The organism is Okibacterium fritillariae (genome assembly GCF_052783725.1).
Genome location: NZ_CP199917.1, coordinates 1681371 through 1706210, shown reverse-complemented (window position 1 = coordinate 1706210; position 24840 = coordinate 1681371). Strand labels below are relative to the sequence as shown.

Here is a 24840-nt window from a genome sequence, read left to right as displayed (position 1 = left end):
CGTGGGCCTTGCGTTTCGGTGCCGCGTGACGCCTAGAGGTGCCCGGCCTTCTCCATCTGCCGCAGGTCTTTCTTCAAGTCCTGGACCTCGTCGCGCAGGCGCCCCGCCAGCTCGAACTTCAGCTCGGCGGCCGCAGCCAGCATCTGACCGTTCAGGTCGGCGATCAGCGCCTCGATCTGGTCGGCACCCTCTGCCGCAATGCCCTGGCGACGGAGGTTGGGCGTCGGCGCCTTCTTCTTGCCGTCGCGTGAGGCGAGGAGTTTGGCCGTGTCGGCGCCCTCGCGTGCGAGCGCCTCGGTGATGTCGGCGATCTTCTTGCGCAGGGGCTGCGGGTCGATGCCGTGTTCGGTGTTGTAAGCGACCTGCTTCTCGCGGCGGCGATCGGTCTCTTCGATGGCGCGCTTCATGCTGTCGGTGATGCGATCGGCGTACATGTGCACCTCGCCCGAGACGTTTCGGGCCGCGCGCCCGATGGTCTGGATGAGCGACGTCGACGAGCGCAGGAAGCCCTCCTTGTCGGCGTCGAGGATTGCGACGAGGGACACCTCGGGGAGGTCGAGACCCTCTCGGAGGAGGTTGATGCCTACGAGCACGTCGTAGACGCCGGCTCGCAACTCGGTGAGCAATTCGACGCGACGGAGGGTGTCGACATCCGAGTGCAGGTAGCGCACGCGCACACCCGCCTCGGTGAAGTAGTCGGTGAGCTCTTCGGCCATCTTCTTCGTCAGCGTGGTGACCAGGATGCGCTCGTCGCGCTCGGTGCGCGCGCGGATTTCCTCGAGCAGGTCGTCGACCTGACCCTTGGACGGCTTCACGACGATCTGCGGGTCGACGAGACCCGTCGGGCGGATGATCTGTTCGACCACGCCATCGGCGATGCCCATCTCGTATTTGCCGGGCGTTGCCGACAGGTAGACGGTCTGGCCGACGCGGTCTTTGAACTCGTTCCACTTCAATGGGCGGTTGTCGAGCGCGCTCGGAAGACGGAAGCCGTGCTCGACGAGGGTGCGCTTGCGCGAAGAGTCGCCCTCATACATCGCGCCGATCTGAGGCACGGTGACGTGCGACTCGTCGATGACGACGAGGAAGTCGTCGGGGAAGAAGTCCAGGAGGCAATGCGGTGCCTCGCCCGGGGCTCGCGCGTCGATGTGGCGCGAGTAGTTCTCGATGCCCGAGCAGAAGCCGATCTGCTGCATCATCTCGAGGTCGAAGGTGGTGCGCATGCGCAGCCGCTGCGCCTCGAGCAGCTTGCCCTGCCGCTCCATATCGGCGAGGCGCTCTTCGAGCTCCTCCTGGATCGTGCCGATCGCGCGCTGCATCACGTCGGTGCTTGCCACATAGTGCGAACCCGGGAAGACCGACACCGAATCCATCTTCTGCACCACGTCACCCGTGAGTGGGTGAAGCGTGTAGAGGGCCTCGATCTCGTCGCCGAACATCTCGATGCGGATGGCGAGCTCTTCGTACATCGGGATGATCTCGATGGTGTCGCCCCGCACACGGAAGTGCCCGCGCGAGAAGTCGATGTCGTTGCGCTGGTATTGCATCGAGACGAACTTGCGGATCAGCCAGTCGCGGTCGACACGCATGCCCACCTGCAGGGCGATCATCGCGTTCAAATATTCTTGCGGCGCGCCGAGGCCGTAGATGCACGACACGGTCGACACGACGATGACATCGCGGCGGCTAAGCAACGAGTTTGTCGTCGAGTGGCGCAAACGCTCGACCTCGGCGTTGATCGACGAGTCCTTCTCGATGAAGGTGTCGGTCTGCGGCACATACGCCTCAGGCTGGTAGTAGTCGTAATAGGACACGAAGTACTCGACGGCGTTGTTGGGCAACAGCTCGCGGAACTCGTTTGCGAGCTGTGCGGCCAGCGTCTTGTTGTGCGCCAGAACCAGGGTGGGCCGCTGGACGGCTTCGATGAGCCAGGCCGTTGTGGCCGACTTGCCCGTTCCCGTGGCACCCAGCAGCACTACATCGGTTTCACCCGCATTGACGCGCCCGGCCAGCTCGGCGATCGCCTTGGGCTGATCGCCACTCGGGGTGTATTCACTGATGACCTCGAAAGGCCGCACGGCGCGCGTAGGTTGCATGACTCAAGTCTAAAGAGCGCCACCGACATTCGTACGGATGTTCGCCGAGGGCGGTCGTGAGGTGTTCTGACTCCGCGGCAGAAGGTGGGATGGCCCCGGTGGAGAGCCTTGCGTGTGCGTCACGCGCCGTCAGGGCGCAGAGACGGAGCCTCGATCACGATGTGGGAGACCGAGCTCGTCGGCTAAGACATCCGCCTGCTGCACGGTGTGGGCGATCGAACCCGCCGTATCGATGACAACGTCGGCACGAGCCAGCCGCTCTTCGTCGGAGGCCTGCGCATCGACCCGCCGACGTGCATCCTGCTCGGAACTGCCCCGCAATCGCACGAGCCGGTCGATTCGCACATCGCGCGGCGCATGCGTGACCACGATCAGATCGAATGGATGTGGCACCTGCGCCTCCACGAGCAGGGGCACGTTGTAGACCACGATCGCGTCTGGGTCTCGCTCCCCCGCCTCGGCGATCAGTTCGCCCGTGCGTTGCCGAACAGCCGGATGGACGATGCCGTTCAAAGCCGACAGCGCCTCGGGGTCGGCGAAGACAATGGAACCGAGCGCCGCACGGTCGAGACGGCCGTCAGGGCTGATGACCCCGTCACCGAAGCGCTTCTCGATCTCGGCGAGAGCGGGAGTGCCCGGCTCGACCACTTCACGGGCCAGGAGATCGGCATCGATGTGGACGGCGCCGCGCTCTTCGAGACGGCGAGATACAGTGGATTTTCCGGAGGCGATTCCGCCCGTGAGTCCGACGAGTTTCACCTGACCAGCGTAGCGCTGCCGATCAGAGCGTCGACGCGAACTCCTGGAGATAGTCGATCGGGAGCCGTCGGGCTTCGGCCAGGATTCGGCGATCGCCATCGGGATCGCGGAGGAATGCGAGCGACGTCAGCGCGGAGGCCTGTTCGAGGGCGACTTCGAGACGCGTGCGCCACGCCTTGGAGGACGGCAGCCCGAACTCGGCGAGCGATTCAACGATGGCGTCGAGGTAGAGCGCGGCTCGGCGCAGGTGCGCTTGCCGTTCGTCGGAGTCGGCCGCCAAGAGGGACAGGTGCACGATGGCGAATGCGGGGATGGTGCGGTAGCACTCGATATTGACCTCGATCATGGTGGTCACCGCCTGTTTCCAGGTGCGGGGCGTCCTGCGCTCGAAAGCGCTGATGAGGAGTTCGAGGTACGTCGTGTAGGTGCGGTTGCGGAGCGCGGCGAGGAGCGCCTCGCGGTCGGGGTAGAAGCGATAGAACGTGCCGATGGCGATGCCGGCGCGCTCGGCGATGTCCGCCGTCGTCACGGCGGTGAAGCCGTCAGCGGCCACGACCGCTGCTGTCGTGTCGAGAATGACATCGAGCGTGCGCCTGCTGCGCTCCTGACGCGGGCTGATGCGCAGATCGTTGATGGACTTGACCTCGGTGCGCAGGTAGTGGTTCAGCGGTTCTGTAAACACGGATGCCTCTTCTGATCGAGGGCTCAGAGACGCACGAGACGTCGAGCCTGCTGGACTGAAACTTCAACTGAAATTCCAGCACTAGCGTATCAGTGATATACCAAATATCAACAGGATACTTCGGCAGGATGATTCGCGCGGAGGCACGTGGCCTCGGTTTCACAAGCTGCGTTACCCGGTTCACCCGTGCCTTTCCGGCCCAGGTGTGCGACTTCGGCACTCAGCGGCACCCAGCGGCACCCAGCGGCTCCGCGGCACCACTCTCAGTAATGCCGTGCTCATGAAACGCCAAAGGGGCCGAACCCTGTCGGATTCGGCCCCTCGGTGCCTCGCGGCGGTCTAACTGGTGATGCTGTGGTGCTTAGGAGTTGCTGGACAGCTTCTCGCGCAGAGCGGCGAGCGACTCGTCGTCAGCAAGCGTGCCGGCGCCGGCCGACTCGCTCGAGAACGTGGAGCCGGCAGCAGCCTGTCCCTCGTTCGATGCCTCTTCGGCAGCGGCAGCAGCAACCTGCTTCTTGTGCGCTTCCCAACGAGCCTGAGCGGCAGCGTAGTCCTGCTCCCACTTCTCGCGCTGAGCTTCGAAGCCCTCGCGCCATTCGTTGGTCTCGGAGTCGAAGCCCTCGGGGTACTTGTAGTTGCCCTGGTCGTCGTACTCGGTGAGCATGCCGTAGAGGGCCGGGTCGAACTCGGTGCCCTCGGGGTCGACACCCTCGTTGGCCTGCTTGAGGCTCAGCGAGATGCGGCGACGCTCGAGGTCGATGTCGATGACCTTGACGAAGACCTCGTCGCCCACCGAAACGACCTGCTCGGCCAGCTCGACGTGCTTGCCGCTGAGCTCGGAGATGTGAACGAGGCCCTCGATGCCATCGGCGACGCGGACGAACGCACCGAACGGAACGAGCTTCGTGACCTTACCCGGGGCAACCTGACCGATTGCGTGGGTGCGGGCGAAGACCTGCCACGGGTCCTCCTGCGTGGCCTTGAGCGACAGCGACACGCGCTCGCGCTCGAGGTCGACCTCGAGGATCTCGACGGTGACTTCCTGACCGACCTCGACGACCTCGCTGGCGTGCTCGATGTGCTTCCAGCTGAGCTCGGAGACGTGAACCAGACCGTCGACGCCACCCAGATCGACGAACGCACCGAAGTTGACGATCGACGAGACGACGCCCTTGCGGACCTGTCCCTTCTGGAGGTTGTTGAGGAACGTGGTGCGGCTCTCGGACTGCGTCTGCTCGAGCAGGGCGCGGCGCGACAGGACGACGTTGTTGCGGTTCTTGTCGAGCTCGAGGATCTTCGCTTCGATCTCCTGACCCAGGTAGGGCGTGAGGTCGCGCACACGGCGCAGCTCGATGAGCGAGGCGGGGAGGAAGCCGCGGAGTCCGATGTCGACGATGAGGCCACCCTTGACGACCTCGATCACCGAACCCGTGACAACGCCATCGGCGTCCTTGATCTTCTCGACGTCGCCCCAGGCACGCTCGTACTGAGCGCGCTTCTTGGACAGGATGAGGCGGCCTTCTTTGTCTTCCTTCTGGAGGACGAGGGCTTCGACGGAGTCGCCGACGTTGACGACCTCGGAGGGGTCGACGTCGTGCTTGATAGAAAGTTCGCGCGAAGGGATGACACCCTCGGTCTTGTAACCGACGTCGAGGAGAACCTCGTCGCGGTCGATCTTCACGACGGTGCCCTCGATCAGGTCGCCATCGTTGAAGAACTTCAGCGTCTTTTCGACCGCGGCGAGGAAGTCATCAGCGGATCCGATGTCATTGATCGCAACCTGCTTGGGCGCCTTGTCGGTCGTTGTGTTTGTCATTGAGTGATTACTCCAGTATGGACATGAATCAGGCCGCACGGCTTCGGTGATTTCGCGTCTGAAAGCGATGCGGCAAACGGATGTTGGTTGTCACAAATGTGACAGTCAATCCTACGTGTTTTCACGGGTCGCCAGCAACTCCCGCGTCCGAGGTGCTGGGCGCGGGGATTGCGGCCGGGAAAAGCGTGCCGGTGCGGTCGACTCAGTCCGTGAAGAGGGCTGTGCGCAGGGTGTCGAGGCCCACTCCCCCGAGGTTCAACGCCTCGCGGTGGAACTCCTTGATCTGGAAGTCCGCGCCGGCGCGCCGGGCATACTCATCACGCAGCTGCTCCCAGATGCGCTGGCCCACCTTGTAGGAAGGCGCCTGGCCCGGCCACCCGAGGTAGCGGTTCACCTCGAAGCGCACGAAGCCGTCGTTCATGTTGACGTTGCGGCCCATGAACTCGAGCGCGTAGTCCGCATCCCACACGCCCTGGCCGTCGGGGCGCTGTTTGCCGAGGTGCACGCCGATGTCGAGCACCACGCGGGCCGCACGCATGCGCTGACCGTCGAGCATGCCGAGGCGGTCGGCCGGGTCGTCGAGGTAGCCGAGCTGCTCCATGAGGCGCTCGGCGTAGAGGGCCCATCCCTCGGCGTGACCGGAGGTGCCGGCCAGCTGGCGGCGCCACGTGTTGAGCGTCTTGCGGTTGTAGACGGCCTGGCCGATTTGCAGGTGGTGGCCCGGAACACCCTCGTGGTAGACCGTGGTGAGTTCGCGCCAGGTGTCGAACTCGGTGACGCCCTCGGGCACCGACCACCACATGCGGCCGGGACGGGAGAAGTCATCCGTGGGGCCCGTGTAGTAGATGCCGCCCTCCTGCGTCGGAGCGATCATGCATTCGAGCGCACGGATCTCGTCGGGGATGTCGAAGTGGCTGCGGCCGAGTTCCTCGACCGCGCGGTCGCTCGTCTGCTGCATCCATTCGCGCAGCGCGTCGGTTCCGTGCAGTTTGCGCGAGTCGTCCTGCTCGAGGAACGCGATGGCCTCGGCGACGGATGCTCCGGGCTTGATCTGTCTCGCGATGGACTCCTGCTCGTCGACCATGCGCTGCAATTCTTCGACGCCCCACTCGTAGGTTTCGTCGAGGTCGATCGTGGCGCCGAGGAAACGGCGGGACTGCAGGGCGTAGATCTCGCGACCCACGGCGTCGTTGTCGCCGGCGACGGGTTCGAGTTCGCGCGCCAGGAAGTCGGCGAGTTCGCCGTAGGCCACGGCGGCGGCTCCGGCGTTGACCGAGAGGTCGTTGGCGAGGGAGGCCGGCAGTGAGCCTTGCTCGGGGCTCGCATTGGCGCCGAGCGCGACGAAGAAACCGTCGGATGCGCCATACCGCTTCACCTGCTCGAACACCTCGGCGACCTGGCGGCGGGCGGGGACGATGCCCTGCCGGATGCCCGTGCGTAGCGTCTCGATGTAGCCGTCGACGGCCGCGGGGAGGGCTTTGAGTCGGGCCGAAATGTCGTCCCAATCGGAGACCGTTGCCGTGGGCATGAGGTCGTAGATCTCGCGGATGCCTTGCGCCGGCGAGGCGATGACGTTGAGGTCGCGCAGGTGCAGGCCGGCGTCGCTCGACTCGACGTCGAGGAGGAGCTCGTTGCGGAGGTCGGTGCGGGTGACGTCGTCGACGCTGTCGACGGGGGTGGCGGCATCCAGATCTCGGATGGTGTTCTTGGCGGCGAGGAGATAGGCCTCGTGGCCGGCCGGCGAGAAGTCACCGTAGCTCCGGTTGGCCTCGGCGCGACCGATGTACGTGCCGAGCAGCGGGTCGAGCTCGACGAGCGTGTCGACCCATCGTTCGGCGATGGCGTCGATGGGGGTGGCGTCGCGGGGGGTGTCAGCACTCATGTTTCCGAGCCTAGGCCCGGATCGCCGACCACCGCCACCGTCCGACGACGGTCGCACTAGTGCGCGGCGTCGTTCCAGTTCGCCCCGCGACCCACCTGCACGTCGAGCGGCACAGCGAGGTCGGCTGCCCCCGCCATGTGCGTGCGGACGATGGACTCGACGTCGTCCCACTCGTCGTCCATCACGTCGAAGATCAATTCGTCGTGCACCTGCATGAGCATGCGACTGCGCAGCCCGCGCTCGGCGAACTCGTCTTCGATGCGGATCATGGCGATCTTCATGATGTCGGCCGCCGAGCCCTGGATGGGCGCGTTGAGAGCCGCACGCTCGGCGTTGTCACGCAGCACGCGGTTGGGGCTCTTCAGCTCGGGGAAGGGGCGTCGGCGGCCGTAGATCGTGGTCGTGTAGCCGTCGACCTTCGCCTGCTCGACCACGTTGCGCAGGTAGTCGCGCACGGCACCGAAGCGGGCGAAGTAGTCGGTCATGAGCTGCTTCGCCTCGGACTGGTCGATGCGCAACTGCTTCGACAGGCCGAACGCGCTGAGCCCGTAGGCCAGGCCGTAGGACATGGCCTTGACCTTGCTGCGCATGGCGGAGGTGACATCTTGCGGGTCGACGCCGAAGATGCGCGAGCCCACGAAGCGGTGCAGGTCTTCGCCGGCCTGGAAGGCTTCGATCAGGCCGGGGTCGCCCGACAGGTGCGCCATGATGCGCATTTCGATCTGCGAGTAGTCGGCCGTGAGTAGGGTGTCGTAACCCTCGCCCACCTCGAACGCTTGGCGGATGCGGCGACCCTCCTCGGTGCGCACGGGGATGTTCTGCAGGTTGGGGTCGGTGGATGACAGACGGCCCGTCGAGGTGCCCGTCTGCACATAACTCGTGTGGATGCGGCCGTCGGGTCGGATGGTCTTATCGAGGGTCTCGACGATCTGACGCAGTTTCGACGCGTCGCGGTGCTGCAGCAGCAGGTCGAGGAACGGGTGCGGGTTGCTGGCCTGCAGGTCGGCGAGGGCCCCGGCGTCGGTGGAGTAGCCCGTCTTGTTGGCGCGCGTCTTGGGCATGCCCAGCTGGTCGAACAGCACCTCTTGCAGCTGCTTGGGCGAGCCGAGGTTGACCTCGCGGCCGATCTCGGCGAAGGCCGAGGCGGCCAGAGTGTTCGAACGCTCGAGCAGTTGCGCCGACAGCTCGCTGAGCTGCGTGTGGTTGACGGCGACACCGCGCAGCTCCATGGCGGCGAGCACGCGCAGGGTGGGCAGCTCGATCTCGCGGAGAACGCGGAGCGATCCCTCGTCGAGCGCCTCGGTGAGCGGCTCGACGAGACGCAACACGTACCACGCGTCTGTCGCTGCCGAGCCCGAGTCTTCGGAGGGCACGAGCTGATTGGGATCGGTGACCGGCATGGTCTCGCCCAGGCGCCGCGCCACGAGATCGGCGAGGCCCTTCTCGGCGCCGCCGGGCTTCAGGAGATAGGCGGCGAGCTCGGCGTCGAAGGCCAGGCCTCCGAGGGTGAGACCCGCGCGGGTGAGGGCCTTCAGCTGCGGCTTCGCCCCGTAGAGCACCTTCGGAGCCTCGCTCGCGAGCCAGGCCTCGAGCGGTGCGTAGTCGGCGCGTTCAGGGATCCATTCGAGCAGCACGGACTCGCTGGGTGTGGCGACGCCGATGCTGACGGGGACGCCGTCGACCGTGTGCACCATGAGGCCCAAGCCATCCGGGTTGGCCTTCTCCGCTCGCGCGAGCCAGGCGCCCAGCTCTTCGTCGAGGAGGTGCTGTGCGGTGGGGGCGGTGGGCTGGGCTTCGATGACGGCGGCTTCGGCGCTTCCATCGGAGACGACGCCCTCGAGCTTGAGGACCCGATCGAGCAGGGTGCGGAACTCGAGCCGAGCGAAGATGTCGCGCACGGACTGCTCGTCGAGTGGCTGCTTGGCGAGCTGGTCGAGCGACACGGGGAGGTCGAGATCGGTGACGAGGCGGTTGAGCTTGCGGTTGCGCACGGCGTTCTCTTGGTGCTCGCGCAGGCTCTCACCCACCTTGCCCGTGATCTCGTCGGCGTGCGCCAGGATCTCATCGAGGCTGCCGTATTTCAGCAGCCACTTGACGGCCGTCTTCTCGCCCACCTTGGGGATGCCGGGCAGGTTGTCGCTCGTCTCCCCCACGAGGGCCGCGATCTCGGGGTATTGATGCGGCTCGATGCCGTAACGCTCGTAGACCTTCGGCGGGTCGTAGCGCGTGAGGTCGGTGACGCCCTGGCGCGACGGGTAGAGCAGCGTGACGTCGTCGTTGACGAGCTGGATGGTGTCGCGATCGCCCGAGACCACCTTCACGTGATAGCCCTGCGTCGTGCCCTGAGCCGCGAGCGTGGCCAGGATGTCGTCGGCCTCGAAGTCTTCTTTCGTGATGGTGACGATGTTCATGGCCGCGAGGGCCTCTTGCAGCAGCGGGATCTGACCGATGAATTCCACGGGCGTCTCGCCGCGCGTGCCCTTGTAGTCGGGGTATTCACGCGTGCGGAACGAGAAACGCGAGATGTCGAACGCCACCGCGATGTGCGTGGGCTTCTCGTTCTTCAACAGGTTGAGCAGCATGGAGATGAAGCCGTGGATGGCGTTCGTGTGCTGCCCGTCGCGGGTTTGGAAACTGTCGACCGGCAGGGCGTAGAACGCCCGGAAGGCGAGCGAGTGACCGTCAATGACGAGGAGGGTAGGCTTTTCGATGTCCGACACCACACCAGCCTACAAGCGAGCACCGACACTCTGCTGGGCAGGTCGGGTGCGGATGACGGCCGACGACGACTGACGAGAGGACCGCGCGTGACCGACGCAACGACATCCCAGGACGACGCCCTCGAGTGGGTGCGCGAACGCGGGGCCGGAGCCCTCGCCGAGAAGATGGGGATCGAGTTCGTGGAGTTCGGCATCCAGCGCGCTGTCGCCCGCATGCCGGTCGAAGGAAACACGCAGCCCGCCATGTTGTTGCACGGTGGCGCCTACGTCGTGCTTGGCGAGTCGCTCGGGTCGATGGCTGCCAATCTGCACGCGGGGCCCGGCAAGCTGGCCGTCGGCATCGACATCAACGCCACGCACACGCGGTCAGCCACGAGTGGGTACGTCACGGGCGTCTGCACGCCCATTCACCTCGGCCGCAGCCTGACCGTGCACGAGATCGCCGTGGACGACGAGCAGGGGCGCCGCTGCTCCACTATCCGCATCACCAACATGATCAAGGATGCTCCGGCGGCCTCTGCCTGACACCTAGCTCCTAGCACCTAGCTCCTAGCACCTAGCACCTAGCACCTAGCACCTAGCACCTAGCACCTGGCGCCTGGCACCTCACGAGCGGGCCGGGCCTGCCGAACGGCAACCCCTGGCGTGTGCCGGCGAGCTGCGGAGCGGAGACCCACTAGCGCTCCCTGACCAGAACGGCGAAGGCCCGCGACTGTTGCGTCGCGGGCCTTCGCCGTATCGGGCCTGAGAACCCGGCCTATCGTGTGTCGGCGCTGCTACTTCTTGGCGCTGAGCTGCTCGATGATCGCCTGCGCGACGTCGTGCATGGTCAGGCGTCGATCCATCGACGCCTTCTGGATCCAGCGGAAGGCCTCGGGCTCGGTGAGGCCCATCTTCTCGTTGAGCAGGCCCTTGGCGCGGTCGACGAGCTTGCGCGTCTCGAAGCGCTCGACCATGTCGGCGACCTCGGCCTCGAGCGTGATGATCTGCTGGTAGCGGCTGAGGGCGATCTCGATGGCCGGCAGCAGGTCGTTGGGTGTGAACGGCTTGACCACGTAGGCCAGCGCGCCGGCCTCGCTCGCGCGCTCGACGAGTTCCTTCTGGCTGAACGCCGTGAGGAGGACGACCGGGGCGATCTGCGCCTTGTTGAGGCGCTCGGCCGCCGAGATGCCGTCGAGCTGGGGCATCTTCACGTCCATGATGACGAGGTCGGGGCGCAGCTCGGTGGCGAGCTGGACGGCGGTCTCGCCATCACCGGCCTCGCCGACCACCTCGAAACCGTTGTCGCGCAAAATTTCGACGATATCGAGGCGGATGAGGGACTCATCTTCGGCCACGACGACACGGCGGGGGGCTGCTGGAGTTGCTTCTTGCTCAGTCACGCCTAAATCCTACGGTAATCTTGTCGATGTTGTTGTGCGCCGGTGTGGCGGAATGGCAGACGCGGAGCACTCAAAATGCTTTGTTCGAGAGGACGTGTGGGTTCGAGTCCCACCACCGGCACAACCACCCTCCCCGCTGGGGACCCCGTAGGAAAGGGGTAGCCAGCGGGGATTTCATTTGGCCCGGCCCCATGAGTGCCGGATTGATCCGCCAGAATTTCCGACCCTTCGGGGCACGATCGAAAGAGCAGGCGATGACCGAACAGCGAACCGATTCCTTCGCACAGATCAAGGCCTTGTTGGCCAGGCGGCGCGGCAAGAAGGCGCCCGAGAAGCGGCGACTCCAGGTTTCCGACGTCAACGTGGTCGACAAAGCGATGTTGAAAAAGGCCGTCGGCGGCACTGTGGTGGGCAACACCATGGAGTGGTACGACGTGGGTGTCTACGGTTACCTCGCCGTCATCATGGGCCAGGTCTTCCTGTCCGACGCGCCGAGCAACGTGCAGGTGCTCTTCAGCCTGGGTGTCTTCGCCGTCACGTTCATCGCCCGGCCCCTCGGCGGCGTGATCTTCGGTCGTCTCGGTGACCGTCTCGGCCGCCAGCGCATCCTGGCCATGACCCTCATCCTGATGGCGGCGTCCACCTTCCTCATCGGCGTGTTGCCGAACTACGACACCATCGGGTTCTGGGCTCCCATCCTCCTGATCCTGCTGAAGCTCATCCAGGGCTTCTCGACGGGCGGTGAGTATGCGGGAGCCACGACCTTCGTGAGCGAATACGCGCCCGACGCGCGCCGTGGTTTCTTCGCGAGCATCCTCGACCTCGGAAGCTACTTCGGCTTCGCCATCGGCGCGGGCGTCGTGTCGGTCATGCAACTCATCCTCTCGAGCGAGGAGATGGTCGAGTGGGGCTGGCGTCTGCCGTTCCTGGTGGCCGGTCCGCTCGGTGCCATCGCGATCTACTTCCGGTTGAAGATCGAGGAGTCCCCCGCGTTCCAGGCGACGATGGATGCTCAGGAGAACAAGACCGAGGCGGATGTCGCGGCCGAGGGTCCCAAGGGAACGCGCGCGCTCATCCGTGCCTACTGGCGCCAGATCGTGCTCGCCATCGCGCTCGTGGCGGCCGCCAACACCGTCGGTTACGCGCTGACGACCTATATGCCCACCTACCTGACCGATTCGCTCGGGTATGACGCCGTTCACGGCACGCTGCTGACGATCCCCGTGCTCGTGGCGATGTCTCTCTGCATCCCGCTGACCGGTCGTCTGTCCGACCGCATCGGTCGCCGCCCCGTGCTGTGGATCGGCGCGGGAAGCACGATCGTTTTGAGCGTGCCCGCATTCCTGCTGCTGGGCGTCGGCGAGATCTGGTCGACGCTGGCCGGACTCGCGCTCATCGCCTTCCCCGTGACGTTCTATGTGGCGAACCTGGCGTCGTCGCTGCCTGCTCTGTTCCCGACATCCAGTCGCTATGGCGGCATGGGGATCGCCTACAACGTCGCGGTGGCGATCTTCGGTGGCACGGCCCCGTTCATCATCGAGGGTCTGCTGCAGTGGACCGGTAACGACCTGACGCCGGCGTTCTACCTGATCGCCACGTCCATCGTGGGCGCGATCGCGATCTTCTTCATGAAGGAGTCGGCGAAGCGGCCCCTGCCGGGTTCGATGCCGAGCGTCGAGACCGACGCCGAGGCGCAAGAGCTCGTGGACACGCAGGACTCGAACCCGAACATCGACCTCGACGAGCTGCCGTTCCCGGAGAACGCGCGAGCCTGAGGTTCAACGCATCGGCGCCCGGTCGTTCCGCACTTCGGTGCGGGCGGCCGGGCGTTTTCGTGTGTGTCGGTCGGAGGCCGGCCGGCCTGCAACGATCGCCTAGGTGTGGATGCCGTCCACGTAGAACCAGACGCCGCGCTCTCGTACGAAGCGAGATGTTTCGGTCAGGCGATGTCCGCCGTCGGCATCCCGGTAGATGGCGGTGAACCGCACGACTCCGTCGCTGTCCGCCGGTCCGCCCCGTCGCACGTCTTCGATGTCGAGCCGCATCCACCGTGTGTCGTCGTCGAGATCGACGCTGTCGGGACGGGTGGACGGATGCCAGGAGCCCCGGAGGTACTGTTCCAGGCCCAGCGCAAAAGCCGAGTAGCGCGACCGCATGAGCGCTTCCGCTGTCGGGGCGGTACGAGCGCCGCGGTGATACCTGCCGCAGCAGGCAGCGTAGATCTCACCGCTCAGGCACGGGCAGCGGATGTCGGGAGCGATCGTCACTCCCCCATTATCGGTGCTGGGCACGAGCCGCAAGGTGCACGCCCGGCAGGGCCCGTGTCGCCCCCGCGGAGTAATCTTGCGTCAGGACCATCGACGGTTCCCACAACGAGAGGAAACCTCATGAGCGACCACCAGGCACAGCCCACGCAAGACGGCCCCCGCATGGATCAGAACGAGACCGACGACGCCGCCAAGGCCGAGGGAATCATTGCTCAGACGGCTCAGGACCTGCCCGGTCAGCCCCACGACATCGTCCGGGAGGCGCTCGCCCAGCGTTTCGAGCAGTCGGGCGTCGCCGCCTCCAACGATGACCTCAACGGCCACGCGGACGAGGTCATCAAGCGCTCGAGCGGCTCCTAGCAATCTGCCGGTTCGTCTCCTGATTGCGATACCGCGAGGCCGCGGGACAGCAGGGCAGCAGGAACAGCAGGGCAGCGAGCCGGCGAGGCGCAGCGACAATGACGAAGGCGGGACATCCGAGGATGTCCCGCCTTCGTCGTTGACAGCGCTAGTTCTTGGCGTAGGCCGGAGCCGCCTCGTGGTGGGCGTCACCCACCTTGTGCACGCGCATGTCGTTGGTGGAGCCGGCGATTCCGGGAGGGGAACCCGAGATCACGACGACCTTGTCGCCCACGTTGGCGCGCTTCTTGGCGAGGATCTCGTCGTCGACCTGACCGAACATGGCGTCGGTGTGCGAGACGGGCTCGACCAGGATGCTCTCGACACCCCAGATGAGCGACATGCGACGACGGATGGCCTCGTCGGGCGTGAAGCCCAGCACGGGGATCTGCGAACGCAGACGCGTCATGCGGCGCACGGAGTCGCCCGACTCGGTGAAGACGCACAGGAACTTGGCCTCGACGAAGTCGGCGACCTCGGCGGCGGCCAGCGTGATGGCGCCACCCTGCGTGCGCGGCTTGGTGCCGAGCGGGGCGATGCGGTCGAGGCCGTGGATCTCGGTGGACTCGACGATCTTGGCCATCGTCTCGACCGTGATCACGGGGAATTCTCCCACGCTGGTCTCGCCCGAGAGCATGACGGCGTCGGCGCCATCGAGGACGGCGTTCGCGACATCTGACGTCTCGGCGCGCGTCGGACGCGGCGAGCTGATCATCGACTCGAGCATCTGCGTGGCAACGATGACGGGCTTCGCCATGCGGCGGCACAGCTCGACGGCGCGCTTCTGCACGATCGGGACGGCCTCGAGGGGAAGCTCGACACCGAGGTCACCGCGGGCGACCATGATGCCGTCGAAGGCGTCGATGATCTCTTCCAGGTTGTCAACGGCCTGCGGCTTCTCGATCTTGGCGATGACGGGAATCTTGCGACCCTCTTCGGCCATGATCTCGTGCACGCGGACGATGTCGGAGGCGTTACGGACGAAGGACAGCGCGATGAAGTCGGCGCCGAGCTTGAGGCCCCAGCGGAGGTCTGCTTCGTCCTTGTCGCTCAGGGCGGGAACGTTGACCGCGACACCCGGCAGGTTGATGCCCTTGTTGTTGGACACGGGGCCCGGGACGACGACCTCGGTCGTGACGACCGTTCCGTCGGTCTCGAGCACGCGCAGCGTGACCTTGCCGTCGTCGATGAGCAGGGGGTCGCCCGGCTTGACGTCGTTGGGCAGGCCCTTGAACGTGGTGCCGGAGATGTCCTTGTTGCCGACGATGTCTTCGATGGTGATCTTGAAGATGTCACCTTCGGCCAGGTGGTAGGGGCCGCCCTCGAACTTGCCGAGGCGGATCTTCGGACCCTGGAGGTCGACCAGGACGGCGACGGGCTTGCCGGCGTCGGCAGCGGCCTTGCGCACGTTGGCGTAGACGGCCTCGTGGACGTCGTAGCTTCCGTGGCTGAGGTTCATGCGCGCCACGTCGACACCGGCATCGATGATGGCTCTGATGTTCTCATAGCTCGATGTTGCCGGTCCGAGGGTTGCGACGATCTTGGCTCGTCTCATACTGGGGTTTCTCCGTGCTTCTGCGCCGAAGCGGCGCGTCTGGCTGCTGGGGTGGGTGGCGACCGCGAACGACCGCCGGGGAAAGTCTAGAGCGAGATGGCCCGGTCCGTCGGCCTCACGGGTGCGGGGAGCTCGGTTTCGCCCTCGAGGTAGCGGTCAACGGCGGCGGCTGCCGCGCGGCCCTCGGCGATGGCCCAGACGATGAGCGACTGGCCACGGCCGGCGTCACCGGCCACGAACACACCCTCTTCGCTCGTCTGGTAGTCGTCGCCGCGGCCCACGTTGCCGCGGCCGTCGAAGGGAACGCCGAGCTGGTCGCCGAGCTGGTCGCTCTCGGGGCCGGTGAAGCCGAGCGCCAGGAGCACCAGGTCGGCCGGGATCTCGCGCTCGGTGCCCGACTTCGGCACGCGGCGTCCATCGACGAACTCGGTCTCGGCCACACGGATGGCGCGCAATTCGCCCGCGGCGTTCGGCAAGAATTCAACCGTCGATACGAGGTATTCACGCGAGCCGCCCTCTTCGTGGGCGCTGGCGACCTCGAAGAGCGTCGGCATCATGGGCCAGGGCTGGGCGTCGGTGCGCTCCGACGGGGGCTGCGTGCCGATCGCGAGGTTCGTGACCGAGGCCGCTCCCTGGCGGTGCGCCGTGCCGATGCAGTCGGCACCGGTGTCGCCGCCGCCGAGGACCACGACATGCTTGTCCTCGGCCGTGATCTGGTCGGCCACGTCGTCGCCCGCACCGACCTTGTTGGCCTGGACGAGGTATTCCATGGCGAAGTGCACGCCGGGCAAATCGCGCCCGGGGATGGGCAGGTCGCGCGGCACCATGGCGCCCGTGGCGACGACGACGGCGTCGTAGCGCGCCTTCAGTTCGTCCCACGTGATGTCGACGCCGATGTTGACGCCGGCACGGAAACGCGTGCCCTCGTCGGTCATCTGCTTGAGGCGCGCGTCGAGGTGCTTCTTCTCCATCTTGAAGTCCGGAATGCCGTAGCGCAGCAGTCCGCCGATGCGGTTGTCGCGCTCATACACCGCCACGGTGTGACCGGCGCGCGTCAGCTGCTGGGCGGCGGCCAGGCCCGCTGGGCCCGAGCCGACGACCGCGACGGTTTTGCCCGTGAGGCGCTCCGGCGGGTGCGAGTCGACCCAGCCGTTGGCGAACGCCTGGTCGATGATCGAGACCTCGACCTGCTTGATGGTCACGGCCGGCTGGTTGATGCCGAGCACGCACGACGACTCGCACGGCGCCGGGCACAGTCGGCCGGTGAACTCGGGGAAGTTGTTCGTGGCGTGCAGACGCTCAATCGCGTCGCGACCCTCGCCGCGCCACGTCAGGTCGTTCCATTCGGGAATCAGGTTGCCGAGCGGGCAACCCTGGTGGCAGAACGGGATGCCGCAGTCCATGCAGCGCCCGGCCTGACGACGCACCTGAGCGGGATCGTTCTGCTCATAGACCTCTTTCCAGTCCATGAGTCGAACGGGAACGGGACGCCGCTTCGGCAGTTCGCGTTCCGTGACTTTGAGGAAGCCTTTCGGGTCAGCCACCGGTTACCTCCATGATCCGGCCCCACACGATGTCGCCGTCGGGGTCGAGACCCTCGCGCTCGGCGTCTTCGCGCGTCTGCAGCACGGCTGCATAATCGCGGGGCAATACTTTGACGAATTTCTCTGCCGTGGCATCGAAGTCGGCGAGCAGGCGCGCGGCCAGCTCGGACTCCGTCTCGGCGTGGTGGCGCTCCAGCAGGTCGCGCACGATGGCGACATCCGCGGAACCGAGGGGCAGCAGCTGCAGCTCGCCGCTGTCGAGCGACTGCGTGTTGACGTTCTGCGGGTCGAGGTCGAACACGTAGGCCGTGCCGCCCGACATACCGGCACCCAAGTTGCGGCCCGTCGGGCCCAGGATGAGCGCGAGCCCACCCGTCATGTATTCGAGGGCGTGGTCGCCGACACCCTCGGCCACCGCGGTGGCACCCGAGTTGCGCACGAGGAAACGCTCGCCCACGATGCCGTTCAGGAACAGGCTGCCTTGGGTGGCGCCGTAGCCGATCACGTTTCCGGCGATGACGTTCTCCGAGGGCACGAAGGCGCTCCCCTGCGGGGCTCGGACGATGATCTTGCCACCCGAGAGACCCTTGCCGACGTAGTCGTTGGAGTCACCGTGCAGGCGGAGCGTGATGCCGGAGGGCATGAACGCGCCGAACGACTGGCCCGCCGAACCGCTCAGCACGACCTCGATCGAGTCCTCGGGCAGGCCGTGCTCGCCGTGCCGCACCGTGACCTCGTGGCCGAGCATGGTGCCGACCGCGCGCTCGGTGTTGCGGATGGGGAGCTCGATGCGCACCTGACCGCCGTTCTCCAGCACGTCGTGGCTGCGGCGAATGAGTTCGACGTCGAAGTGCTTGTCGAGCTCGTGGTCCTGGTTGCGGGCGTGCGTGCGGGGCTCGTCGTCGTCGAACTCGGGGCCGACGAGGATGGGCGCGAGGTCCATTCCGGACGCCTTCCAGTGGTGCAGAGCATCCTGGATGTCGAGCATCTCGTTGTGGCCGACGGCCTCTTCGATCGACCGGAAACCGAGGGCCGCGAGGTATTCGCGCACCTCCTGGGCGATGAACTCGAAGAAGGTCACGACGAATTCGGGCTTGCCGTTGAAGCGCTGGCGCAGAACGGGGTTCTGGGTGGCGACGCCGACCGGGCACGTGTCGAGGTGGCACACGCGCATCATGATGCAGCCCTCGACGATGAGCGGGGCGGTCGCGAAACCGAACTCCTCGGCGCCGAGCAGCGCGCCGATGATGACGTCGCGGCCGGTCTTCATCTGACCGTCGACCTGCACCACGACGCGGTCGCGCATGCCGTTGAGCATGAGCGTCTGCTGCGTCTCGGCGAGGCCCAGCTCCCACGGCGTTCCCGCGTGCTTCAACGAGTTGAGGGGGCTCGCGCCCGTTCCGCCGTCGTGGCCGGACACCAGGATGACATCGCTCAGCGCCTTTGCCACGCCCGCCGCAACCGCGCCGATGCCCGACTGGCTCACGAGCTTGGTGTGGATGCGCGCGGACGGGTTGGCCCGCTTCAGGTCGAAGATGAGCTGCTTGAGGTCTTCGATCGAATAGATGTCGTGGTGCGGGGGCGGCGAGATGAGGCCGACGCCGGCGGTCGCGTGACGCGTGCGAGCGACCCACGGGTAGACCTTGGCCGGCGGCAGCTGGCCACCTTCGCCAGGCTTGGCGCCCTGCGCGAGCTTGATCTGGATGTCATCCGCGTGGGTCAGGTACATGCTCGTGACGCCGAAGCGTCCCGACGCGACCTGCTTGATGGCGCTGCGACGCGTGGGGTCGAGCAGACGGTCGACGTCTTCGCCGCCCTCACCCGTGTTGGACTTCGCGCCCAGCTGGTTCATGGCGATGGCGAGCGTCTCGTGCGCCTCTTTCGAGATCGAGCCGTAGCTCATGGCACCCGTGGAGAAACGCTTGACGATCGACTCGACCGGTTCGACCTCGTCGAGCGGCACGGGCGGGCGCTTGCCGTCGGCGAACCGGAACATGCCGCGCAGGGTCATGAGTTCGGAGGCCTGGCCGTCGATCATCGACGTGTACTCGCGGAAGATGTCGTAGCGCCGATTGCGGGTGGAGTGCTGCAGCCGGAACACGGTGTCGGGGTTGAAGAGGTGGGGTGAGCCATCCCGACGCCACTGGTATTCGCCACCCGTTTCGAGGCGCTCGTGGGAGTGCTCGGCCGTGTTGTGCGGGTAGGCGACGCGGTGGCGACGCAGGTTCTCTTCGGCGATGACGTCGATGCCCACGCCGCCGAGCTTCGTCTCGGTGCCCGTGAAGTAGGCGTCGATGAAGTCGGGGGCGAGACCGACGGCCTCGAAGGTCTGCGCACCGGCGTAGGACGAGACGGTGGAGATGCCCATCTTGGACATGATCTTGAGAACGCCCTTGCCGAGCGCGTAGATCACGTTCTTGACGGCCTTCTCGGGCGTGACGCCCTCGATCATGCCGCTGCGCACGAGGTGCTCGCAGCTTTCCATGGCCAGGTAGGGGTTCACCGCCGACGCGCCGTAGCCGATCAGCAGGGCCACGTGGTGCACCTCGCGCACATCGCCGGCCTCGACGATGATGCCCACCTTCATGCGGTTCTCCGCGCGGATGAGGTGGTGGTGCACGGCCGCCATCATGAGCAACGACGGGATGGGGGCGAGGTCGCGGTTGGAGTCGCGGTCGGAGAGCACGATGAAGCTGGCGCCCTCGGTGATCGCCACATCGACCTCGTGGCACATCTCGGTGAGCCGGTCGCGCAGGGCGTCGGGGCCGTCTTCGACGCGGTAGAGGCCACGCACGGTGTAGGTGGTGCGTGAACCGGCCGTCGGGTCGATGTGCTGCACCTTGGCGAGCTCGTCGTTGTCGATGACCGGGAAGTCGAGCACCACCTGGCGCGCGTGCTCGGGGCCCCACGACAGCAGGTTGCGCTCGGGCCCGAGGCCCAGCTTCAGCGAGGTGACGACCTCTTCACGGATGCTGTCGAGCGGCGGGTTCGTGACCTGCGCGAACTGCTGCACGAAGTAGTCGAACAGCAGGCGCGGACGCTTCGACAACACCGCGATGGGCGTGTCAGACCCCATGGCGCCGAGCGGCTCTGCGCCGTTCTTGCCCATGGGCGTGAGCAGGATGCGCACCTCTTCTTCGGTGTAGCCGAAGGTGCGCTGGCGGCGCGTGATGGACGCAGGCGTGTGCACGATGTGCTCGCGCTCGGGCAGGTCTTTCAGGTGGATGCGGCCGTTGTCAAGCCACTCCCCCCAGGGCTGCGCGGCGGCGAGGGATGTCTTGATCTCGTCGTCTTCGATGAGGCGGCCCGCCTCGGTGTCGACGAGGAACATGCGGCCGGGGCGCAGGCGTCCCTTGCGCTTGATGCGCGACGGGTCGACCTCGAGCACGCCGATCTCGCTGCCGAGGACGATGAGGCCGTCGGTGGTCTCGAGCCAGCGCCCGGGGCGCAGGCCGTTGCGGTCGAGCGTGGCACCGACGAGCGTGCCGTCGGTGAAGGTCAGGGCGGCGGGGCCGTCCCACGGCTCCATCTGCATGCTGTTGAACTCGTAGAAGTCGCGCAGTTCGTCGTCGAGACCGTTCTGCTTCTCCCACGCCTCGGGAACCATCATCATCATGGCGTGCGGGAGCGAACGGCCCGTGAGGGTGAGGAGTTCGAGGACCTCGTCGAACGAGGCCGAGTCGCTGGCCCCGGGCGTGATGATGGGCAGCAACGGGCGGATGTCGCCGATCAACTCGGATTCGAGCTGGGACTGCCGCGCGCGCATCCAGTTGCGGTTGCCCTGCACGGTGTTGATCTCACCGTTGTGCGCCATCATGCGGAGCGGCTGTGCGAGGCGCCAGGACGGGAAGGTGTTGGTCGAGTAGCGCGAGTGCACGATCGCGAGCTTCGACGCGAAACGCTCGTCGGACAGGTCCGGGTAGAACGGCTCGAGCTGCAGCGTCGTGACCATGCCCTTGTAGACGAGGGTGCGGCTCGACAGCGAGATGAAGTAGGCGTCGAGCTCGCGTTCGCCACGTTTGCGCAGGCGGTAGGTCTGGCGGTCGAGCGCGATGCCCGCGAGGGTCTGACCGTCGTGGTCGTGGTAGCGGCTCGTGACGAACAGCTGTTCGACCACCGGCATGGCCTTGCGCGCCAGCTTGCCGAGGTTGTCGGGTGCGGTGGGCACGAGACGCCAGCCCAGGACCTGGAGGTTCTCGGAGTCGGCGATGGCCTCGATGTCGGCCTTGAGCTGGCCGCGGGCGTGCTCGTCGAGGGGCAGGAAGGCCAGCCCGACGGCGTAGTGCCCCATCTCGGGCAGCTCGAAGTCGGTGACCGCGCGCAGGAACTCGTCGGGGATCTGCGTCAGGATTCCGGCGCCGTCACCCGTTCCCGCGTCGGAGCCGATGGCCCCGCGGTGTTCGAGGTTGCGCAGTGAGTCGAGGGCGGCATCGATGATGTCGTGCCCGGGGGTGCCGCGCAGCGTCGCCACCATGGCAAGGCCGCAGGCGTCTTTCTCGTGCCGCGGGTTGTACATGCCCTGCTGGGCCGGCACCTGCGAGAAAGTGTGTGATGTGGGGGAATGCGTCATAACTGACCGTCCTCACGACAAGGGAGAAACAACCGGAGGGACGCCTGTGGCCCGCCGAAGGGACGTGGCACCGCATCAGAGTGGTGCCTCGGGAAGGGGATCGGGGTGAACCTAACCGTTATTTGTGTGAGCCTGTCGTGCTTGTGGCAACGGCTGCGTCCGAATCCGGCTTCGTGTCTTCAGGCTCGCTGAGATCGACATATCCCGCATCGGTGTTCTTGGAGTCTACCCCAGCCGCGGTGGCGTTGAATTCGCGCCCCGGAACATAGGCGCTCGGCTCGAGGCCCGTGTGTCGCCGCGACTGCACGACGAAGATCAGGATGCCCGCGACGACGGCGAAGATGGCGGCCCAGACGTTGACGCGCAGGCCGAAGAAGATCTCGGACGGGTCGATGCGAATCGACTCCCAGACGATGCGGCCGAGGCCATACCAGATCAGGTAGACGGCGAGGACCTTGCCCCACTGCAGGCCGAGTTTTCGCTCGAGCAGCAGGATGACGGCGACGCCCAGCAGGTTCCAGATGACCTCGTAGGCGAACGTGGGCTGGAAGAGCGTGCCATCGGGCAGACCGATCGGGTAGGCGGGGTTGGAGCTCTCGATCTCGAGGCCCCACCAGCCGTTCGTCGGGGTGCCGAAGAGCTCGTGGTTGAAGTAGTTGCCGAAGCGGCCGAATGCCTGGGCGAGCAGGAGGCCCGGGGCCAGGGCATCCGCGAACGTCCAGAAGCGCAGGCCGAGCACGCGGCAGCCGATGTACGCGCCGATGGCGCCACCGATGAGCGCGCCGAAGATGGCGATGCCGCCCTCCCAGATGGCGATGACCTTCCACAACTCGGCACCCGGGAAGAAGTAGTCGTTGGGGTGCGTGAGCACGTGGAAGACGCGCGCACCGATGATGCCGAACGGAACCGTCCACAGGATCATGTCGAGGATGATTCCGCGTTCGGCGCCGCGCTTGTTGAGGCGGTAGTTGGTCAACAGTGCGGCCGCGATGATGCCGGCGAGGATGCACAGAGCGTAGAAGTGGATCTGCAGCGGCCCGACCTGGAAGTAGCTGACGGAGGGACTCGGGATGCTCAGCGGGAGGTTCACCTAGCTCTGCACCTTTCGGGAAGTGTTCGTGGGTTGTGCGGGATCAACTCTACTGGCAGAGCATCGGCGAGGATGACGGGTCAGCGACCGCGGTAGGTGCCCTCGGAGAGTTCGCGGGCGACGTCGGCCACGCGGGCGACTCCCCCGTCGGCCAGCGCCTTGACGAGGGCCGAGCCGACGATGGCGCCGTCGGCGTATTCGTTGACCTCGCGCACCTGCTCGGCGGTGGAGATGCCGAGGCCCACGCACGTGTTCTCGACGCCGGCCTCGCGCAGGCGCTCGACGAGCGTGCGGGCGGCTTGGTCGACGTCGCTGCGGGCGCCCGTGATGCCCATCGTGGAGACGGCGTAGACGAAGCCGCGGCTGGCATCGATGGCCTGCCGCAGGCGCTCGTCGGACGAGGAGGGCGCGGCGAGGAAGACACGGTCGAGGCCCGTGCGGGCGGAGGCATCGATCCACTCGCCGCCCTCGTCGGGAACGAGGTCGGGCGTGATCAAGCCCGCGCCGCCGGACTCGACGAGGTCGTCGGCGAAGCGCTCGACGCCGTACTGCACGACCGGGTTCCAATACGTCATCAGGAGGACCGGGGTGTCGACCTCCTGCGTGATGCGCCGCACGGCCTCGAAGCCGTCGCGCAGGCGGAAACCGTTGGCCAGCGCCTGCTGCGTGGCGGCCTGGATGACCGGACCGTCCATGACGGGGTCGGAGTAGGGCAGGCCGAGCTCGATCACGTCGACGCCGTTGCGGGCGATGGCGATGGCCGCCTCGACGCTGTCGTCGATGGTGGGGAAACCGGCCGGGAGGTAGCCGATCAGGGCCCCGCGGTCTTCGTCGCGGCGTTTCTGCAGGGCGGTGGCGACGGCGCTCACGATTGTTCGGCTCCTTGGTCGATGAGGTCGAAGTAGCGACCCGCGGTTTCCATGTCTTTGTCGCCGCGACCCGAGAGGTTGATCAGGATGACGGCGTCGGGCCCGAGTTCGCGACCCAGCTTGAGGGCCCCGGCGAGGGCGTGAGCCGACTCGATGGCGGGGATGATGCCCTCGGTGCGGCTGAGGAGGCGCAGGGCCGACATGGCTTCGGCGTCGGTGATCGGACGGTAGTTGGCGCGCCCGATGCTCGACAGCCAGGAGTGCTCGGGACCGACGCCCGGGTAGTCGAGGCCCGCGGAGATCGAATGCGACTCGACGGTCTGGCCGTCTTCGTCTTGCAGCAGGAAGCTGCGGGCGCCGTGGAGCACGCCGGGACGACCCTTCGTGATCGTTGCGGCGTGGCGGGGCGTCTCGGCGCCGTCACCGGCGGCCTCGTAGCCCCACAGGCTCACGTCTTCGTCGTCGAGGAAGGCGTGGAAGATGCCCATGGCGTTGGAGCCACCGCCGACGCAGGCGACGACCGCGGTCGGCAGCGCACCCGTGAGGGCCAGCACCTGCTCGCGGGCCTCTTCGCCGATGATCTTCTGCAGGTCGCGCACCATCTCGGGGAACGGGTGCGGGCCGGCAACCGTTCCGAAGATGTAGTTGGTGTCTTCGACATTGGTGACCCAGTCGCGCATGGCGTCGTTGATGGCGTCTTTGAGGGTGCGAGAACCGGTGTTGACGGCCACGACCTCGGCGCCGAGCAGGCGCATGCGGGCCACGTTGAGGGCCTGGCGCTCGGTGTCGACCTCGCCCATGTAGATGACGCAGTCGAGGCCGAACAGGGCAGCGGCCGTTGCCGTGGCGACGCCATGCTGGCCGGCGCCGGTCTCGGCGATGACACGCGTCTTGCCGATGCGCTTCGTGAGCAGGGCCTGGCCCAGGACGTTGTTGATCTTGTGCGAGCCCGTGTGGTTGAGGTCTTCGCGCTTCAGGATGATGCGGGCTCCCCCGGCGTGCTCCGCGAAACGGGGCACCTCGGTGATGAGCGACGGACGCCCGACATAGGTGGCGAAAAGCTCGTCGAGCTCGGCCTGGAAGGCGGGGTCGTTCTTTGCCTGCTCCCACGCCTCGGTCAGCTCGTCGAGCGCCGCGACGAGCGATTCGGGCACGTACCGCCCGCCGAAGTCGCCGAAGTAGGGGCCGGTCTGCTGCCGAAGTGCCATG

General features: G+C 66.4%; 17 protein-coding genes and 1 tRNA gene. 4 read left to right on the top strand and 14 right to left on the bottom strand.

All coding sequences use genetic code 11. The features are described from left to right. Positions 1-32: 32 nt before the first annotated feature. The 6 genes from uvrB to polA all read right to left on the bottom strand — a co-directional run bounded on the left by uvrB (position 33) and on the right by polA (position 9955). Entirely contained in the window at positions 33-2096 is a 2064-nt protein-coding gene (gene uvrB / locus ACUWEX_RS07945) for an excinuclease ABC subunit UvrB (RefSeq protein ID WP_079727590.1), read from the bottom strand. A 129-nt stretch (positions 2097-2225) separates the two neighbouring features. Beyond that, positions 2226-2855 (bottom strand): dephospho-CoA kinase, encoded by a 630-nt coding sequence (coaE, locus tag ACUWEX_RS07940; protein ID WP_445995885.1) that lies wholly within the window; start codon positions 2853-2855, stop codon positions 2226-2228. Positions 2856-2877: 22 nt separating this feature from the next. Beyond that, entirely contained in the window at positions 2878-3537 is a 660-nt protein-coding gene (locus ACUWEX_RS07935) for a TetR/AcrR family transcriptional regulator (RefSeq protein ID WP_445995884.1), read from the bottom strand. Between the two features lie 361 nt (positions 3538-3898). Beyond that, positions 3899-5353: a 30S ribosomal protein S1 gene (gene rpsA / locus ACUWEX_RS07930; RefSeq protein WP_077053200.1), complete on the bottom strand. Its 1455-nt coding sequence runs from the start codon at positions 5351-5353 to the stop codon at positions 3899-3901. A gap of 202 nt (positions 5354-5555) precedes the next feature. Beyond that, positions 5556-7235: a DUF885 domain-containing protein gene (locus ACUWEX_RS07925; RefSeq protein WP_445995883.1), complete on the bottom strand. Its 1680-nt coding sequence runs from the start codon at positions 7233-7235 to the stop codon at positions 5556-5558. Positions 7236-7291: 56 nt separating this feature from the next. Then, complete coding sequence (polA, locus tag ACUWEX_RS07920) at positions 7292-9955, bottom strand: DNA polymerase I (protein ID WP_445995882.1); 2664 nt, start codon at positions 9953-9955, stop codon at positions 7292-7294. Positions 9956-10120: 165 nt separating this feature from the next. Here polA and ACUWEX_RS07915 point away from each other — a divergent pair, with 165 nt between their 5' ends. Further along, positions 10121-10480 carry a hotdog fold thioesterase gene (locus ACUWEX_RS07915; protein ID WP_445997625.1) on the top strand — a complete coding sequence of 120 codons (360 nt, stop codon included), beginning with the start codon at positions 10121-10123 and terminating at the stop codon, positions 10478-10480. Between the two features lie 251 nt (positions 10481-10731). On the opposite strand, the gene ACUWEX_RS07910 is transcribed toward ACUWEX_RS07915, so the two are convergent. Next, positions 10732-11337 (bottom strand): ANTAR domain-containing response regulator, encoded by a 606-nt coding sequence (locus tag ACUWEX_RS07910; protein WP_077053202.1) that lies wholly within the window; start codon positions 11335-11337, stop codon positions 10732-10734. Positions 11338-11375: 38 nt separating this feature from the next. Here ACUWEX_RS07910 and ACUWEX_RS07905 point away from each other — a divergent pair. Continuing rightward, positions 11376-11458: transfer RNA gene (locus tag ACUWEX_RS07905), tRNA-Leu, on the top strand. Positions 11459-11591: 133 nt separating this feature from the next. Beyond that, positions 11592-13112 (top strand): MFS transporter, encoded by a 1521-nt coding sequence (locus ACUWEX_RS07900; RefSeq protein WP_445995881.1) that lies wholly within the window; start codon positions 11592-11594, stop codon positions 13110-13112. A 99-nt stretch (positions 13113-13211) separates the two neighbouring features. On the opposite strand, the gene ACUWEX_RS07895 is transcribed toward ACUWEX_RS07900, so the two are convergent. Further along, on the bottom strand, positions 13212-13604 hold the full coding sequence (locus ACUWEX_RS07895) for a YchJ family protein (RefSeq protein ID WP_445995880.1): 393 nt from the start codon (positions 13602-13604) through the stop codon (positions 13212-13214). Between the two features lie 120 nt (positions 13605-13724). On the opposite strand from ACUWEX_RS07895, the gene ACUWEX_RS07890 reads away from it, so the two are divergent. Continuing rightward, the gene (locus tag ACUWEX_RS07890; RefSeq protein ID WP_445995879.1) at positions 13725-13964 is read left to right on the top strand and encodes a hypothetical protein; all 240 of its coding nucleotides are present in this window, start codon (positions 13725-13727) and stop codon (positions 13962-13964) included. Positions 13965-14112: 148 nt separating this feature from the next. Here ACUWEX_RS07890 and pyk read toward each other — a convergent pair whose 3' ends face one another. The 6 genes from pyk to trpB all read right to left on the bottom strand — a co-directional run bounded on the left by pyk (position 14113) and on the right by trpB (position 24839). Beyond that, positions 14113-15558 (bottom strand): pyruvate kinase, encoded by a 1446-nt coding sequence (gene pyk / locus ACUWEX_RS07885; protein ID WP_079727584.1) that lies wholly within the window; start codon positions 15556-15558, stop codon positions 14113-14115. 86 nt (positions 15559-15644) lie between these two features. After that, on the bottom strand, positions 15645-17102 hold the full coding sequence (locus tag ACUWEX_RS07880; protein WP_079727583.1) for a glutamate synthase subunit beta: 1458 nt from the start codon (positions 17100-17102) through the stop codon (positions 15645-15647). Continuing rightward, a complete protein-coding gene (gene gltB, locus ACUWEX_RS07875) occupies positions 17095-21672 on the bottom strand; it encodes a glutamate synthase large subunit (protein ID WP_445995878.1) in 4578 nt (1525 codons plus the stop codon). The genes ACUWEX_RS07880 and gltB overlap by 8 nt, the downstream gene beginning before the upstream one ends. Positions 21673-21790: 118 nt before the next feature. Next, positions 21791-22762 (bottom strand): prolipoprotein diacylglyceryl transferase, encoded by a 972-nt coding sequence (gene lgt, locus ACUWEX_RS07870; protein ID WP_445995877.1) that lies wholly within the window; start codon positions 22760-22762, stop codon positions 21791-21793. Between the two features lie 80 nt (positions 22763-22842). Continuing rightward, entirely contained in the window at positions 22843-23631 is a 789-nt protein-coding gene (gene trpA, locus ACUWEX_RS07865) for a tryptophan synthase subunit alpha (RefSeq protein ID WP_445995876.1), read from the bottom strand. Further along, a complete protein-coding gene (gene trpB, locus ACUWEX_RS07860; RefSeq protein ID WP_079727579.1) occupies positions 23628-24839 on the bottom strand; it encodes a tryptophan synthase subunit beta in 1212 nt (403 codons plus the stop codon). The genes trpA and trpB overlap by 4 nt, the downstream gene beginning before the upstream one ends. Position 24840 lies beyond the last annotated feature (1 nt).

Coding starts and splice junctions, on each gene's coding strand:
- uvrB (WP_079727590.1), bottom strand. CDS start 2,096: ATGCAACCTACGCGCGCCGTGCGGCCTTTCGAGGTCATCAGTGAATAC.
- rpsA (WP_077053200.1), bottom strand. CDS start 5,353: ATGACAAACACAACGACCGACAAGGCGCCCAAGCAGGTTGCGATCAAT.
- ACUWEX_RS07925 (WP_445995883.1), bottom strand. CDS start 7,235: ATGAGTGCTGACACCCCCCGCGACGCCACCCCCATCGACGCCATCGCC.
- ACUWEX_RS07915 (WP_445997625.1), top strand. CDS start 10,121: ATGGGGATCGAGTTCGTGGAGTTCGGCATCCAGCGCGCTGTCGCCCGC.
- ACUWEX_RS07900 (WP_445995881.1), top strand. CDS start 11,592: ATGACCGAACAGCGAACCGATTCCTTCGCACAGATCAAGGCCTTGTTG.
- ACUWEX_RS07890 (WP_445995879.1), top strand. CDS start 13,725: ATGAGCGACCACCAGGCACAGCCCACGCAAGACGGCCCCCGCATGGAT.
- pyk (WP_079727584.1), bottom strand. CDS start 15,558: ATGAGACGAGCCAAGATCGTCGCAACCCTCGGACCGGCAACATCGAGC.
- gltB (WP_445995878.1), bottom strand. CDS start 21,672: ATGACGCATTCCCCCACATCACACACTTTCTCGCAGGTGCCGGCCCAG.
- trpB (WP_079727579.1), bottom strand. CDS start 24,839: ATGGCACTTCGGCAGCAGACCGGCCCCTACTTCGGCGACTTCGGCGGG.